Origin of the sequence: Neoroseomonas terrae, assembly GCF_018129025.1 — a bacterium.
Taxonomy (GTDB): Bacteria; Pseudomonadota; Alphaproteobacteria; order Acetobacterales; family Acetobacteraceae; genus Neoroseomonas; species Neoroseomonas terrae.
This window is the reverse complement of the sequence record NZ_JAAEDI010000031.1, coordinates 51,868-66,755: the sequence shown is the minus strand read 5'-3', so window position 1 is coordinate 66,755 and position 14,888 is coordinate 51,868. Positions and strand designations below refer to the sequence as shown.

General features: G+C 70.8%; 19 protein-coding genes. 7 read left to right on the top strand and 12 right to left on the bottom strand.

Features of this window, described 5'->3' with window-relative positions:
- From GXW78_RS23620 to GXW78_RS23610, 3 genes are all read right to left on the bottom strand, one after another.
- Positions 1-385 (bottom strand): BatA domain-containing protein (locus GXW78_RS23620; RefSeq protein ID WP_211871368.1); only part of this gene is annotated, 385 nt, incomplete at its 3' end.
- Positions 385-1,233, bottom strand: coding sequence for a DUF58 domain-containing protein (locus GXW78_RS23615; protein ID WP_211871367.1), 849 nt, complete (start codon positions 1,231-1,233; stop codon positions 385-387). The genes GXW78_RS23620 and GXW78_RS23615, both read right to left, overlap by 1 nt.
- Before the next feature lie 301 nt (positions 1,234-1,534).
- Positions 1,535-2,542: an AAA family ATPase gene (locus tag GXW78_RS23610; protein WP_211871366.1), complete on the bottom strand. Its 1,008-nt coding sequence runs from the start codon at positions 2,540-2,542 to the stop codon at positions 1,535-1,537.
- Positions 2,543-2,650: 108 nt separating this feature from the next.
- On the opposite strand from GXW78_RS23610, the gene GXW78_RS23605 reads away from it, so the two are divergent.
- From GXW78_RS23605 to GXW78_RS23590, 4 genes are all read left to right on the top strand, one after another.
- Positions 2,651-3,328 carry a DUF1285 domain-containing protein gene (locus tag GXW78_RS23605; RefSeq protein ID WP_246522572.1) on the top strand — a complete coding sequence of 226 codons (678 nt, stop codon included), beginning with the start codon at positions 2,651-2,653 and terminating at the stop codon, positions 3,326-3,328.
- Positions 3,329-3,979 (top strand): CoA pyrophosphatase, encoded by a 651-nt coding sequence (locus GXW78_RS23600; protein WP_211871365.1) that lies wholly within the window; start codon positions 3,329-3,331, stop codon positions 3,977-3,979.
- Between the two features lie 213 nt (positions 3,980-4,192).
- Positions 4,193-4,699: a hypothetical protein gene (locus GXW78_RS23595; RefSeq protein WP_211871364.1), complete on the top strand. Its 507-nt coding sequence runs from the start codon at positions 4,193-4,195 to the stop codon at positions 4,697-4,699.
- 188 nt (positions 4,700-4,887) lie between these two features.
- The gene (locus tag GXW78_RS23590) at positions 4,888-5,862 is read left to right on the top strand and encodes a Bug family tripartite tricarboxylate transporter substrate binding protein (protein WP_211871363.1); all 975 of its coding nucleotides are present in this window, start codon (positions 4,888-4,890) and stop codon (positions 5,860-5,862) included.
- Between the two features lie 281 nt (positions 5,863-6,143).
- On the opposite strand, the gene GXW78_RS23585 is transcribed toward GXW78_RS23590, so the two are convergent.
- From GXW78_RS23585 to GXW78_RS23555, 7 genes are all read right to left on the bottom strand, one after another.
- Positions 6,144-6,566, bottom strand: coding sequence for a hypothetical protein (locus GXW78_RS23585; RefSeq protein WP_211871362.1), 423 nt, complete (start codon positions 6,564-6,566; stop codon positions 6,144-6,146).
- Positions 6,563-7,393: an exodeoxyribonuclease III gene (locus tag GXW78_RS23580; RefSeq protein ID WP_211871361.1), complete on the bottom strand. Its 831-nt coding sequence runs from the start codon at positions 7,391-7,393 to the stop codon at positions 6,563-6,565. Before GXW78_RS23580 ends, GXW78_RS23585 begins: the two co-directional genes overlap by 4 nt.
- Positions 7,393-8,079, bottom strand: a complete 687-nt coding sequence (locus GXW78_RS23575; protein WP_211871360.1) for a fumarylacetoacetate hydrolase family protein — start codon at positions 8,077-8,079, stop codon at positions 7,393-7,395. The genes GXW78_RS23580 and GXW78_RS23575 overlap by 1 nt, the downstream gene beginning before the upstream one ends.
- A 368-nt stretch (positions 8,080-8,447) precedes the next feature.
- Positions 8,448-9,248 (bottom strand): gamma-glutamyl-gamma-aminobutyrate hydrolase family protein, encoded by an 801-nt coding sequence (locus GXW78_RS23570; RefSeq protein ID WP_211871359.1) that lies wholly within the window; start codon positions 9,246-9,248, stop codon positions 8,448-8,450.
- Positions 9,249-9,390: 142 nt separating this feature from the next.
- Positions 9,391-10,047 carry a LolA family protein gene (locus GXW78_RS23565; protein ID WP_211871358.1) on the bottom strand — a complete coding sequence of 219 codons (657 nt, stop codon included), beginning with the start codon at positions 10,045-10,047 and terminating at the stop codon, positions 9,391-9,393.
- Positions 10,048-10,105: 58 nt separating this feature from the next.
- Positions 10,106-10,678 (bottom strand): DUF4412 domain-containing protein, encoded by a 573-nt coding sequence (locus tag GXW78_RS23560; protein WP_211871357.1) that lies wholly within the window; start codon positions 10,676-10,678, stop codon positions 10,106-10,108.
- A gap of 165 nt (positions 10,679-10,843) precedes the next feature.
- The gene (locus tag GXW78_RS23555; RefSeq protein ID WP_211871356.1) at positions 10,844-11,488 is read right to left on the bottom strand and encodes a PRC-barrel domain-containing protein; all 645 of its coding nucleotides are present in this window, start codon (positions 11,486-11,488) and stop codon (positions 10,844-10,846) included.
- A gap of 160 nt (positions 11,489-11,648) precedes the next feature.
- Between GXW78_RS23555 and GXW78_RS23550 the strand changes: the two genes are divergently transcribed.
- Entirely contained in the window at positions 11,649-11,816 is a 168-nt protein-coding gene (locus tag GXW78_RS23550) for a hypothetical protein (protein ID WP_211871355.1), read from the top strand.
- A 104-nt stretch (positions 11,817-11,920) separates the two neighbouring features.
- Here the strand turns inward: GXW78_RS23550 and GXW78_RS23545 are convergent, their stop codons facing one another.
- Entirely contained in the window at positions 11,921-12,310 is a 390-nt protein-coding gene (locus GXW78_RS23545) for a hypothetical protein (RefSeq protein ID WP_211871354.1), read from the bottom strand.
- Positions 12,311-12,315: 5 nt separating this feature from the next.
- Complete coding sequence (locus tag GXW78_RS23540; protein ID WP_211871353.1) at positions 12,316-12,603, bottom strand: hypothetical protein; 288 nt, start codon at positions 12,601-12,603, stop codon at positions 12,316-12,318.
- 113 nt (positions 12,604-12,716) lie between these two features.
- On the opposite strand from GXW78_RS23540, the gene GXW78_RS23535 reads away from it, so the two are divergent.
- Positions 12,717-14,465 carry an AI-2E family transporter gene (locus tag GXW78_RS23535; protein WP_211871352.1) on the top strand — a complete coding sequence of 583 codons (1,749 nt, stop codon included), beginning with the start codon at positions 12,717-12,719 and terminating at the stop codon, positions 14,463-14,465.
- Between the two features lie 51 nt (positions 14,466-14,516).
- A complete protein-coding gene (locus tag GXW78_RS23530; protein WP_211871351.1) occupies positions 14,517-14,873 on the top strand; it encodes a PilZ domain-containing protein in 357 nt (118 codons plus the stop codon).
- The last annotated feature ends 15 nt before the right edge of the window (positions 14,874-14,888 follow it).

The following is a 14,888-nucleotide window of genomic DNA, read 5'->3' as shown; positions in this document are numbered from 1 at the left end:
GCCGGCCCTCGCGCGCCGCGGCATCCAGCGCGCCGCCGGCCGCCGCCATGCGGGCCGGCCAGTCCGGCGCGGCGGCCCAGCCATTGTCGATCACCAACAGCAGCGGCCCCGACCCGCCGCCCACGCCCATCGGCTGCCACACCGGCCGCGCCAGGCCGAGGATCAGCAGCGCCGCCGCCGCCATGCGCAGCAGCAGCAGCCACCAGGGCGTGCGGTGCGGCGTTTCCTCCACAGGCGGCAGGTCGCGCAGCAGGCGGATCGCCGGGAAGGCCTGGCTCTTCGGGGCCGGCGGGCTCACGCGCAGCAGCCACCACAGGACCGGCAGGGCGGGCAGAGCCAGCAGCAGCCAGGGTGCTGCGAAGGCGAGGGGACCGACCTGCCACATCAGCCGGGCGCCAGCCTGCGATGCAGCGCCAGCAGCGCCGCTTCGGGCGGGTGGTCGGTGCGATGCGTGGCGAAGGACCAGCCGGAGGCTGCGGCGAGCGCTGCCAGCCCCTCGCGATGCCGGGTCAGCCGTTCCTCATACAGCGCGCGCACGCCTTCGACGCGCGGCACCAGCGCCTGCTCGGCCCAGCCTGGAGCCTCGAAGCGCACGCGGCCGGTGAATGGCAGGGTTTCCTCCGCAGGGTCGAGCACCTGCAACAGATGGCCCCTCACGGCGCCCGCCGCCAGTTGCGCGACGGCGCGCCGCGTTTCCTCGAGCGGTGCCAGGAAGTCGCCGATCAGCACCGCCCGCGCATGACGCGGAATCCGTGCATCCTCCGCCTGTTCCGGTTGGCGCGGCAGGGATTGCGCGAGGCTCGACAACGCCCCCCGTCCCGAAAACGCCCGTGGGAGCCCGAACAGCCGGACCCGTTCCCCGCCCCGGAACAGCAGCGCGGACAGCGCGAGCAGCAGCAATTCCGCCCGGGTGCGCTTGCTGGGCAGCATCGGGTCGCTGCCCCAATCCATCCCCGGGCCGGACTGGCACCATAGCGCTACGGTCTGCGCCGCCTCCCACTCCGTCTCCCGGACGAACAGCCGGTCCGATCGCGCGGATTGCCGCCAATCGACGCGCGATGCCGCATCGCCGGGCAGGTACGGGCGGAACTGCCAGAAAGCGTCGCCCTGGCCCGGCCGCCGGCGCCCGTGCACGCCCTGCATGACGGTTGTGGCCACGCGCTCGGCCTGGACGACGAGCGGGGGGAGCGAGGCGCCAAGGGCCTCGGCCCAGGGGATGGGGATGGTGGTCATGGGGTCGCCTCGGGGGAGGGCTCTGCCCTCTCCCGAACCCCCACCCGCCAAAGGCCGAAGGGCCTTTGGAAACCTCGATTCGGTGTCGGGCAGGCCAAGAGCGCTGCCGGGGGAGAGGCGGCTCCCGTGCACGGCGCCGGGGGATTTGCCGGGCGAGGGGCGCGACCTGCGTTCCGCCCGGCCATCCTTGCGTCGGGCCCGGCGCCAGGTATCGGTTTCCAAAGGCCCTTCGGCCTTTGGCGGGGTGAGGTTCGGAGAGGGGCGGCGCCCCTCTCCGATGCGCCCGTCGCCACCGTCTGCCTCACCCCAGGCTGTCCTTCAGCGCCTCGATCACCTCGCCGATCCGCACGCCATCCGCGCGCGCCGCGAAGGTCAGTGCCATGCGGTGCCGCAGGACGGGCTCGGCCAGCGCGATCACGTCGTCCACGCTGGGCGCGAGCCGGCCGTCGAGCAATGCGCGGGCGCGGGTGGCGAGCATCAGCGCCTGGGCGGCCCGCGGCCCCGGCCCCCAGGCCAGGTGCTTGCGGACGGTATCCAGCCCGGTGGTCTCCGGCCGTGCGCCGCGCACGAGCTTCAGGATGGCCTCCAGCACCTGCTCGCCGACCGGGATGCGGCGGATCAGCGCCTGGGCGGTGACGAGCTCCGCACCGGTCATGGCCTGGATCGGCTTCGCCTCCCGTGCGCCGGTCGTCGCCAGCAGCATGGCGCGTTCGGCGGCCTCATCGGGGTAGGTGACCTCGATCTCCAGAAGGAAGCGGTCGAGCTGGGCTTCAGGCAGGGGGTAGGTGCCCTCCTGCTCGATCGGGTTCTGGGTGGCGAGCACGTGGAAGGGCGTGGGCAGGGCGTGGATCTCGCCGCCGATCGCGACGCGATGTTCCTGCATTGCCTGCAGCAGCGCGGATTGCGTGCGCGGGGACGCGCGGTTGATCTCGTCCGCCATCAGCAGCTGGCAGAAGATCGGGCCCTTGATGAAGCGGAAGGCGCGGTGGCCGTGGGCGTCTTCCTCCAGCACTTCGGAACCCAGGATGTCCGCCGGCATCAGGTCGGGCGTGAACTGCACGCGGCGCGGATCGAGGCCCAGCACCGTGCCGAGCGTATCGACCAGCTTCGTCTTGCCGAGACCGGGCACGCCGACCAGCAGCACGTGCCCGCCGGAGAGCAACGTGATCAGCACGCGCTCGACAACGAGGTCCTGGCCGAAGATGACCCGGCCGATCGCCTCCCGCACGTGGGACAGGCGGACACCAAGGGCTTCCACTTCCGCCACCAGAACGGCGGGGTCCTGTGTTGTCTCGGCCACTTCACTCATGAGGGTTCGGCTCCCTATATGACGGCTGTGGAGGCGGGCGCCGGCAGGTGCCACCTCGTTGGGATTACCTCGCATCGGCGACGCTCAGTGCAAGGGCGACGAAAGACAATGACCGTCCAGAGCATGGAACAGGCAACGGCGGATAGCGTGCGGATGAACGCTATGCCGACGGAAGGCAAGGCTGCGGGCTGCGCGCAGGCAGGAAGCCAGGCAGGAAGCGTGCCATCGGGCGGCCTGCCGCCCGCCGGCACGGTGCTGGCACGCGCGCGGCAGGAATGCGGCGCCTACGCGATCCGCATCGGGCGCGACGGCACCTGGTACTACAAGGACAGCGCGATCCAGCGGAAGCCGCTGGTCTGCCTGTTCGCCTCGGTGTTGAAGCGCGGGGACGATGGTGCCTATTGGCTCGAAACACCGGCGGAACGCGGGCGGATCGAGGTTGAGGACGCCCCCTTCGTCGCCGTCGAGCTGTTCTGGCGCGATTGCGACTGCGGCGGCGGCGAGCCGCAGCAATGCCTGACCTTCCGCACCAACCTGGATGAAATGGTGACCGCCGATGCGGGGCACCCCATCCGCGTGCAGCTCTGCCCGCGGACGCGCGAACCGCGCCCCTACATCACCGTGCGGCCCGGGCTCGAGGCACGGATCAGCCGCGCCGTGTTCTACGAACTGGTCGCGCTCGCCGAGCAGGAGACGGTGGACGGGCGGGAAGTGCTGGGCGTCTGGAGCGAAGGGACCTTCTTCCCGATCGACGAGGTGCCAGCCGTCGACATGGCAGCGGATTGAATGGGCTTCGACGGCGGCGGCGACGTCACGGAGGCGGGCCCGCCCCCATTGCGGCTCGACGCGGCGCTGCTGCGGGCGCGACTTGCCGACCCGGACACCATACCCCGCGATCGGCCGGAGCCTGAGGACGACCTGGAACGCGCCGCACGTGCGGGGGGGCGTTCGATAGAAGCCGCCGTGCTGGTGCCGATCGTCCTGCGCGACGATCCGACCGTGCTGCTGACGCTGCGCTCTGCCAGGCTGACCGCCCATGCCGGCCAGGTGGCCTTTCCCGGCGGCCGTATCGAGCCCGGCGAGACGCCGGAGGAGGCGGCCCTGCGCGAGGCGCAGGAGGAGGTTGGCCTCGACCCTTCGGTTCCAGAGATCATCGGCCGGCTGCCGACGCTGATGACCGGCACGGGCTACCTCGTTACCCCGGTCGTGGCGTTGCTGCGGCCGCCCTTCGCGCTGCAGGAGGACCCGGCAGAGGTCGCGGAGGCGTTCGAGTACAGGCTGTCCCAATTGCTCGACCCGGCCGCGCCCGAACGCCGCCAGCAGGAATTCCGCGGCCGCATGCGGGAGTTCTGGGTCTGGCCGCACGAGCGCCACTACATCTGGGGTGCGACTGCCTCGATGCTGGTCACGCTATCGGGCGTCCTCCGCGGGCCGTGACGGTTGCCTGATCGCTGCAATTCGGAAATCCAGCGGCGCTCCTGATCGGTGCTTGCCGTCGCGAGGGCAGCTTGGCCGCCGGTTGCAGACGGAAGGCCCCGGCAGTGCAACGTCCCTCGCCCGTGCTGCGCGCCCTGAAACGGGATTTCAAGGCCTTTCGCCACGCACATCCGGCCCGGTACTCTCGTCTCGAGGAAACGGAGGAGAACCACCATGGCCACCAGCATTGCCGCCGAGCGCCGCCTTCTCGGCGACGACTTCGCTGCTGTCGCGCCGAGCCACTATCCCGCTCTGGGAGACCTGCCGGCGGAGGAGGTGCTCGCCCTGGCCCGTGCGCTGCGCGAACAGCGGGACCGGCTGCGCGGCATGGTGCACGCGAACCGCCGCGCCGGCCGCGGCAAGGGGGAGGCGCGTGCCGCCGCCGGCAACGATGCCGCGCTGACTCGCCGGAAGCAGGTCTACGCCGCCGCCCTGAAGCGAGTGAACCACCGGCTGGACGCTCTGCACGGGCGGGCCCGCCGCGCCTGGCACGCCGCCGCGCTGCATGAGGTTCTGGAACGCAAGCGCGCCGCTGCCGCCCCGCATCCGGCTGGCGGCGACACGGCGGGTTCCGGGATGCACGCGAAGCCGAGCCGCAAACGGACCGTGCGCACCGATCCGCGCGAGATCGGGCGCGTCTCCCAGTTCGTGAAGAACGCGCAGGCGAAGCGGGATCGCTGAGAGTCCGTCTGGACAGTCCGGCACCTGACCGCGCGTTCCAGGATACTGACCTAGGGGCGGACCGGTAACCTGCACGGAAACGCGCCTTCGGGCGTGTTTCCCTGAGGAATCCGTGCTCGACGGTTCATCTGGCCTTGATCGCGAATGCGCGATATCCCGATTCCAACACATCCGGGAGAAACCAATCCATGACCACTCGCCGCATCCTCCTCGCCGGCGGTGCGGGCCTGCTCGCAGCGCCCGCCGTCCACGCCCAGGGCGCTTGGCCCGACCGTCCCGTCCGCGTGATCGTGCCCTGGCCGCCCGGCGGGTCCACCGACGTGCTCGTACGGCTCTATGCGGAGGCGCTGTCGCCCATCCTCGGCCAGCCCTTCGTGGTGGAGAACCGCGCCGGCGCCGGCGGCAACATCGGCCTCGACGCCGTCGCGAAGGCGACACCGGACGGCTACACCATGGGCATCGCCTCGGTCGGCCATCTCTGCATCAACCCGACCCTGTATGCCCGGCTTGCCTATGATCCGGTGAAGGATCTCGCGCCGGTCGGCGTCGCGTGGGACCTGCCGAACGTCGCGGTCGTCGCCGCCGAGAAGAACCCGGCGCGCACCCTCCAGGAGTTCATCACCTGGGCGAAGGCGAAGCGCGGCGGGATCACCTATGGCTCGCCGGGCGTCGGCACCACGCCCCACCTGTCGGGCGCGCTGTTCTGCGCGCGCACCGGCATCGAGGGGACGCATGTGCCGTTCCGCGGCGCGGCGCAGACCATTCCCGCCATGCTGTCGGGCGACGTGGATTTCGCGTTGGACAACCTGGCGTCCTACGTGCCGGTCATCACCGGTGGGCAGATGCGCGCCTTCGGCGTCACGACGCCTGCGCGCTGGCCGACCCTGCCGGACATCCCGACCATGGAACAGGCCGGGCTGCCGAACTTCGTGCTGACGTCGTGGCAGGGCTTCGTCTTCCCGACCGGCACGCCGCGCGCGGTGATCGACCGCACCAACGGCGCGCTGCGGCAGATCGCCTCGCGGGAGGAGGTGAAGGAACGCTTCCTGCGCGTCGGTGCCCTCGCCGAGTGGAGCACGCCCGAACAGATGACCGAGCGCGCCGATCGCGACCGGCCGGCCTGGCAGGAAGCGGTGCGGCTGTCGGGCGCGCGGGTGGAGTAACAGCGGCGTCTCGGAGAGGGGCCTTGCCCCTCTCCGAACCTCACCCCAGCAAAGGCCCGAGGCCTTTGCAAACCGATACTGGCGCCGGCCAGGACTGTTCATCGCCGACGAGAACGCACGCCGTGCCCGGCGGTCAGACTACGAACAGGGCGGTGGGCAGGGAACCGGTCACTGCTCTCCGATGACCCGCAGCGCACGGTACCAGGTCAAGGTTTCCAAAGGCCCTTCGGCCTTTGGCGGGGAGGGTCCGGGAGGGGCAGAGCCCCGCCCGGTTCCCACCGTCAGCGCTGCTGCGTCCGCCGTGGCGGCGTCGGTGTCCGCCGTGTCGGTGCCGGCGACCGGCGCGCGGGCGTCGTGGCGCGACCGCGTCGTGCCGGCGCGGCGCGCGGTCGTGGCGGGGGCGGCGGCGGCCGGCGGATCGAGTAGCGCTGCTGCGCCGGCGGCATGAGCATCCAGCGCGCCTGGAGCGTCGCGTCGTCGGGGATGTCCTCGCCGAGGCGGGTCAGCGCGGCGCGGGCGCGGCGCTTGTGTTCCTCGGTCAGGTTGGCCCAGGGGATGGCGCCCGGGGAGTAGACTTCCTCCGGCTCCGGATCGGGGTCCTGCACGACGGGCGCGGCGGGCTGCTCCGGCGGCGTGCTCGCGCAGGCGGCAAGGCCCGTCAGAAGCGCCAGCAGCCCGGCGCGGCGTCCGAATCGGCGCGTCATGTCGCGAGTTCCACCATCACCGGCACGTGGTCAGAAGCTTTCACCCAGCCCCGTGCATCTTTGAGAACGACATGGCGGGCGAGCCCGCCGGCGAGGTCGGGGCTGACCCAGACATGGTCGAGCCGCCGCCCGCGATCCGAGGCGCGCCAATCGGCCGCGCGATAGGACCACCATGTGTAGAGCTTCTGATCGGCGGGAACGAAGTGGCGCAGCGCGTCGTGCCAGCCGCCCGCCTTCTGCCAGCCGTTCAGCGCATCGACCTCGATCGGCGTGTGGGACACGACGTCGAGCAATTGCCTGTGCGACCAGACATCGTGTTCGAGCGGTGCGATGTTGAGGTCGCCGACCATGATCGACCGCTTCGCGGGGCGCGCGGCGGACCACGCTGTGGCCTCGGCGACGAAGTCCAGCTTATGGCCGAATTTCGGGTTCTTCTCGCGGTCAGGGATGTCGCCGCCGGCGGGGATGTAGAAGTTGTGCAGCTCGATCGGCCCGCCGGGTGCATCCACTGCGACGCCGAGGTGCCGGCAATCGCCCTTGAGGCACCAGTCGGGGTCTTCCGTGCGCAGCAGGATCGGCCGCTTCGAGAGGATGGCGACGCCGTTGTAGCCCTTCATCCCGCGCGCCAGACGGTGCGTGAAGCCGAGTGCCGCGACGCCCTCATGCGGGAAGTGCTCGTCGGGGCACTTTGTCTCCTGCAGGCAGAGCACGTCGGGGTCTAGCTGCATCACGAGGTCGCTCAACAGCGGCAGCCGGAGCCGCACGCTGTTGATGTTCCAGGTCGCGATGCGCAGCGTGCCGCTCCCGGCGGCGACGTTAGCCGGCATCAGACGATCTTCGTCTTCACCTCGCCCACGCCCTCGACCATGCCTTCGAGAACGTCGCCCTTCTGCACCGCGGCGACACCTTCCGGCGTGCCGGTCATGATGAGGTCGCCCGGCGCGAGCTCGACGAGTTCGGACAGGTTCGCGATGACTTCGGCGACCGACCAGATCAGCTTGGACAGGTCGGAGGTCTGCGTGACCTTGCCGTTCACCTTCAGCTCGATCTTGCCCTTGGCCGGGTCGATGCCGGCCGCGGGGACCAGCAGGCCCATCGGGGCCGATTTGTCGAAGCCCTTGCCCATGTCCCAGGGGCGGCCGGTCTTCTTCGCCTCGTTCTGGATGTCGCGGCGCGTCATGTCGAGGCCGCAGCAATAGCCCCACACATGCTTCAGCGCATCGCCGACGGCGATGTTCTTCCCGCCCGTGCCGATGGCGACGACCAGTTCCATCTCGTGGTGCAGGGACTTCGTCACGGTCGGGTAGGGCATGTCGGCATCGTTGGTGACGACGGCATCGGCGGGTTTGGTGAAGTAGAAGGGCGGCTCGCGGGTCGGGTCGGAGCCCATCTCGATCGCGTGCTCCGCATAATTGCGCCCGACGCAGAAGATGCGGCGCACCGGGAACATCGCGTCGCTCCCCTTCACGGGGATGGCCGCGACCGGCGGCGGGGGCAGGACGTAGGACACCATGCGGGCAAGGCTCCGATCGAGGGTCTGGACCGGCCACCTATACAGGCCGCCGCCGCATGCCGAAAGGCGCGCCCGGCGGCTGTCGGCAACTTCATGTGTCACATGAGGAAGGCGGGCGATCACCAAGTATTCGGGCGATAATCGACGCACAAAAAGAAGCGCCCGGTCAGGGGGGTGACCGGGCGCCGTATTTGATTCCGATCGGAATGGTCGGGCGAGCCGGCAGGGGACACCGTACTCGTCCACCGGCGTATTGCTTGCCGGCACGCAGATATTAGACCTCTGTGCTGCGGGACGCAAAAGGCAATTGGACAACTCCCGGTGACGCGGGTCACCGCGGCCACCGCTCCCGGCAGATCTGACGCGGCCTATTCCGCCGCCTGGGCAATCTCCGCCTGACCGAGACGCGCCGCGCGATGGGCGCCGCAGGCTGCGCCGAAGGCCAGGAAGATCGCCCGGCTGTCGGCGTCGTGTTCCCAATCGTATTCTGGATGCCACTGCACGCCCATGGCGAAGGAGATCGCTCCGTCCACGCGCACCGCCTCGACGGTGCCATCCGGGGCCCACGCCTCGGCGACCAGGCGGGGGGCCAGGCGCTGGACCCCCTGATTGTGCAGCGAATTCACCGCAAGCCGCCCGGTGCCGCGCGAGGGCGGCGTGAGGAGGCGGGCGAGTGCACTGTCCTTCTCGATCCGTACCCCATGGGCCTTGCCCGTGCGCACGCGCGGGATGGGCTGGTCGGATGGTGTGGAATGGTCCATCCGCCCCGGCAGGTCCTGGATCCGCTGATCGAGGCTGCCGCCGAGGGCGACGTTGAGTTCCTGCATGCCGCGGCAGATGGCGAGCAGCGGCACGCCCTGCGCGATCGCGGCGCGGATCAGCGGCAGGGTCGTGGCGTCCCGCTGCTGGTCCTCGGGCGTGCCCTCCGCATGGGCCGGGCCATCGTAGTGACCAGGCCAGACGTTGGAGCGGCTGCCGGTCAGGATCAGCCCATCGAGATGGGGGATCAGCTCGGCCGACAGGTCCTCCCCCGCCGCGGGCAGCAGTACGGGCGTGCCGCGCGCTGGACCGCGGACCACGCGGACATAGGTGTCGGAAGCGGCGTGGTTCGGCGTTCCGAAAACGCCGAAGGGCTTTTGGCAGCAGGAGATGCCGATCAACGGTCTCATGGAATCGGAGCCTCTCCCGCCACGGCGTCAGGATCAAGGCGTTCCGTGGCGAATTAATGAAAGATCGGACGGCGTTGCATCATAGCCATGCAAATCGTGCACACGATTGCCGCCCGATCAGGGAACATTGTGCTGGCGCGCTTCAGCCGCCCTGCGGGGCCCCGAGGCCGCCGGGTTCGAAGAAGCGCGGGTCGTTGAACTGGAACAGCCCGGCCTGGAAGCGCAGCCCCGTCTCGATGCGGGACAGGGTCACGCGCGTCTCGCGCCGCTGCGCATCGACGATGGACCACTGGCGCAGCTCCATCGGCTCGGGGTTGAAGACCAGGGTCAGCAGGCCTTCGCCTGGCTCGCGGGTGCGATACATGCTGACGCGCAGGAAGCCGCCGGACCGCTCGATGCGCGTGACGGTCACGTCTCCGGACAGCCGTACCTCCCGCCGCAGCAGGATGCCGAGCGGCGTCTGGCTGACCAGCAGGGTGGTCGGCGCCCGCAATTCGCGGTCGTACATCAGGAACTGGCCGGAATCGGCGACGAGCAGCAGCGGCTCCGGCGGATCATACTCGAAGCGCATGCGGCCGGGCCGCCAGATCCAGGCGGTACCCTCGGCCGACGCCCCGTTCTGCGCGATCTGCAGGAAGCGGGCGCGCAACGTGGTCAGGTTGTTCAGATAGGCCTCGACCCGCGCGAGGTCCGCGCGGTCGCGGTCGGTGAGCGCCGCGCCCGGCGGCCCCGCAGCGCGCTGGGCCAGCGCCGAGGTGGCGAGCAGGGAAGGAGCGAGCAGGAGCAGGCGGCGGTTCATGATGGCGCCATGTGGCGCGCCATCGCCGCCGTTGGAAGCCCCTGCTTCGCCGGCATGCTCAGCGCGGGGCTGCGCCCTGCGGCATCTGCATGGTCTGATAGCCCTGCGGCCGCTGGAACTGCGCCGGGTTCTGCGCACCATAGGCGACGTTCACCGCCTCCATCTGGCCCTGCTGTCCCTGGGAAGCACCCTGCGCCCGCAGCATGACGCCGTCCGCGGTGATGCACGCCTCGCCGCTCTGCGCCTGCGCCTGGTAGCGCCAGATGGTGCACTCCGTCCCGGCGACCGTCGCCGTGCCGCCGCGCGTGAAGTTGGCGTTCTGCAGTTCCCGCTGCATGCCGGCCGCCTGCTGCATCGGCACATCCATGATGGAGCGCGTGGCCTCCATCACCATGAAGCCGCGCTGGTTGCGGTGGTCGGCGACGACATAGGCGACGCCACCCGGCATGTTCATGCGCATCATCTGCTGCGCGGCCAGCCACTGCATCGTCAGTTCCGCAGGCTGGCCGCCCGGGCCGGCGACGCGATAGGTCACGGCGACGTCACGCGTGGGGAACAGCGGCGGCCGGTCCTGCGCCTGGGCAGCGAGCGGCAGGGTGGCGATCAGGGCGGCGGCGAAAGTCTTGCGCATGCGAATCTCCTCAAGCGCGTGAATCTGGCACGCTGAATGTGGCGGTGGGATGAAACCATTCACAGGGAAGGGCGCGTCTTCCGACACGGAAGGTGCCCGTGACGGTCAGCACAACGCCGCCCGGGTTTCCCCCGGGCGGCGCGCTTGCATCCCGACGCTGGTGAATCAGCCGCGCGACGCGAAGCTGATCACGGGGCGGGCCTGCAGGCTTTCCTTGGTCGCGCCGGCCAGCGTCCAGCGCGCATTGTCCTCGGCGAAGCGCAGCTCGGACAGCGGCACGGCCACCAACCGCGAGCCGATTCCGAGGAAGCCGCCGACCGACACCACGGCGATCGGCGCAGCGCCGTCGCGCTGGATGATCAGGTCCTCGACCTCGCCGATCGACGCGCCTTCGTCGTTGTAGATGTTGGCGCCGATGATGCGGCTGGCACGGCTGCTGGGCCGTACCTCCTGAGTCGCGGCGGTCGTCGCCGTGGCGGCCGGCTGGCCGCTGCCTGCCGTGCCGCTGCCCGTCGCGCGGTCGACCGCGCGACCCACGGCCGTGCCGGGCGGGTTGTTGCCGGTGCCGTCCGGGCTCGTCGGCTGGCCCGTCACCCGGTCGACCGCACGGCCCACGGCGGTGGATGGTGGATTGCCAGGCCGGCCATCCGGGATGGTCTGCTGCCCGGTCGCCCGATCTATCGTCCGTCCCGTCGCGTCGGAAGGCGGGTTCGCGGGCGTCCCGTCACGCTGTTGCGCGACGGCCAGTGCCGGGCTGAGAGCGATCGCCGCGGCCAGCGCGGCGGGAAGAATCCTCGGGTTCCTGGTCATCGCTTCGTGTCTCCTGGCAATTGATGCCGGCATCGACACCGGTCGGAGGGACGAACGCCGCCTACCACCCTGGGGTTGCGCACGTTGTTGCTAGGCTGACGCAACCAGAATGCGGGGCTGTCCGTTGTGATCACGGCAATCGAGCCAACGGAGAGAACCGATGTTTCGCATCTTCACCATCCCCGTGCCGGCGCGGACGCCGCATGGCCGTTGCCTGGCCCGATACGGAATTGAGCCGGCCCGCGCCGGTGATCCCTGGTGGGTGATCTATCGCGACAAGCAGGGCCGCTGGCTGACGACGATGGTCGCTGATGCCACCGGGGTCTGACGGGGCGGGACCGGTGCGGTCCACTGACCGCATTCCTTTTCACGCAGCATAAAGGCCGCTTATCGAGCGGCCCTTCGTCCCCAATGCCAAAATAATGCGGCCCCTCAGCGGCGCCGACGCACCCAGGCGGAGATCGCCTGCGTCGCAACGAGACCCAGTGCGCCCTGCAACGGGCTTCGCGTCACCGCCGTCATCATCGTCTGGCGCAGCAGCCGCGCTTCCTCCGCAACCGGGTCGGGCCGGCGTCGGGAACACAGCAGGAGGATCACGGCGACGACGAGATCGCCCGCCGCCACCATCCCAGCCGCGGTAGGAAATCCGTACCGCCCCGTGAGCGCCGCGACGGCCGCGACATGCGCGGTTGCGACCGCCGCAACGCCGAACACGGCAGCCGCGGCGATCCACCCGGCCTGGAGCGCGGTACTGCGTAGCTCGCGCCGGAGCCGGATGCCCTCCGCCTCCGCCGCGACGCCCAGCATGCGGAACAGGCGCATCGCGACTACCGCCGCATCAGCAGGCCGATCGCCAAGCCGGCCACCGCGGCGGTCGCGATGGCGGCGAAGGGCTGCGCGCGGACGGTGCTGGCCAGGCTGTCGCTCTGGCGCCTCGCCATCGCGGCCGCGCTGGTCGCCAGTTCCTCGGCCTGGCCGGCGACGCCGGCGATGGCCGGGGTGACGCGATCCGCCATCAGCGCCTCCACCTTCGCGCGGAGCGCGGCGATCTCGTGCTGCACGGTGTCCTTCACGGCATCCTTGGCGTCTTCGGCAGCGCTTCTGGCACTCGACATGCTCGCTCTCCTCGATCGATATCTCGCCGACACAACGGGCCGCGGCGGCGAGGGTTGCACGCAACTGTGCGCGGCGCCCGGCGTTTGCCTCGCCGCAGCACGTGGAGAAGTGGATGCGCCGCGCATCGGAACCGCCCGCCGGACCCAGCGCCGCCGGACCCGACCCCTTGTGGCTGATCGCAGCGCTGATGGTGCTGACGGCGCTCCATCTCGGCCGGGATGTCTTCATCCCGATGGCGCTGGCGCTGCTGCTTTCCGTGGTGCTGATCCCGCCCGCGCGGATGCTGCAGCGCATGGGGCTGCCGCGGGCGCTCACCGTCGCGCTGCTGCTGCTGCTGAGCCTGTCGGCGATCGGCGCGACGATGCTGCTGGTGATCTCCCAGGCGCTGAGCCTCGCCGCCGACCTTCCGAACTGGGAGAGCAACCTGCGGGCGAAGCTGCGCGCGGTGTCGGAGGGGTCGGGCGTCCTCGACCGCGCCGCCGGCACGCTGCGCCGCCTATCGGAAGAGCTCAGCGGCGGGCAGGCGGCCTTCACCACCACGGCTCCGGCGGCCCCGGTCGACAGCAGCGGCAGCACGCTGGCGACCCTGCTGGATATGGCGAGCTTCGTCGCCGCGCCCGCGGCCTCGCTCGCCGTCGCGCTGCTGCTCATGGCCTATCTGCTGATGCAGCGGGAGGATGTGCGCGACCGCTTCCTGCGTCTCGCCGGGCTGAAGGACATCCATCGCACCACTCGCGCGATGGCCGATGCGACCGAGCGCGTTGGCCGCTTCCTGCTGATGCAGATGATGCTGAACGGCATATTCGGCCTCGGCATGGGCATCGGCCTGATGCTGATCGGCGTGCCGAACGCGCCGCTGTGGGGCGTGCTCGCCTTCGTGCTGCGCTTCATCCCGTTCCTGGGTGCCTGGATCGCCGTCTCGCTGCCGCTGATCGTGGCCTTCGCGACAGGGGAGGGGTGGACCGGGCCGCTCCTGGTCATTGCCCTGTTCGCCGTGGTGGATGGTGGCGTCACGCACGTGCTGGAACCGCTGATCTACGGCCGCACCGTCGGCATCTCACCCTTGGCGCTGCTCATCTCCTCGGCGGTGTGGACCGTGCTTTGGGGCCCGATCGGCCTGCTGCTGGCGCCCCCGATCACCGCCTGCCTCGCGATCCTCGGCCGCCACGTGCCGGCCTTTGGCTTCCTGGAGATTCTGCTAGGCGACGGGGAGGCGCTGCCGGCGCCGCTGCGCTTCTACCAGCGTTACCTGGCCGACGATTCCGAAGGCGCCCAGCAGATCGCCGAGGAGCATGCGGAGGCCGAAGGCGTGGCCGCAACGCTGCGGGATCTGGTCGTGCCGGCAATCCATGCCCTGGTCGCGGACCGTGCCGCAGGCACGCTGCCGGTTTCGGTCGCCCGGCGTATCGCGGCGGACATCACGGCCCTGGCCACCACCCTCACGGCAGATGAGGCCGTGTCGCCCGAGGCCCATGCCATCCGTGCCGTCCCGGTCGCCGGCCCGGCGGACCGCGCGCTTGCCGCCGCGGTGGCCGCCGCCGCCCGGCTACGCGGCTGGCGGGAGGCGGAGGCGGGCGAAAGCTGCGCCGTGGCGATCCTGTGCATGTCGCAGCCGGTATCGGCGCCGCGGCTGCGCCGGGCGCGCGCCGAGGCGTCCCGCGATGCGCGTGGCACGGCGGGCATCGCGATCGACGACCTTGCGGCAACGCAGCTTGCCCCCACCGTCGCCCCCGCGCCGGTGGCGCGCAGCCTGGAGGCGCTGGTGGCGCGTCTCGGCCAGGCGCCCGTCGGCCAACTGAAGGCGGCGAAGGCGACGGATGGCGAGCTGCCGCTCGATCTGGGTGCGCCCGCGCCGGCCTGATGGCCGCCGATGGTTACGATTCGGTAGGGCGGCCGGTGCTTAGCTCCGGGGATGACCAGGCAGCACGCGATCGCCTTCCGCCCCGACACAGCGCCGCCGCCGGAGCGCCGCGGCGGCGAACGGGTGCCGTTGCGCCGGGGCGCGTTGCTCGAACTACCTGGGCGGCGCCGCACGGCGGTCAATCTGCTGGACCTTTCCGGGGGCGGGGCCGCGGTTGCAGCCTTCGGCACGGCGCTCCAGCCGGGCATGGCGGTGGCGCTGGTGATCGACACCGTGCTGTTGCCCGCTGTCGTCGTCGCGGTGTCCGAGGGGCGGGCACATCTGGCCTTCCGGCCCCTGCCGCAGGCGGCCGAGGCGGCGCTCCACCGGTTGCTGATCGGCCTTCGGGAACCTGCCCTCGCGTCCTGACGTCGCCGGACTTTC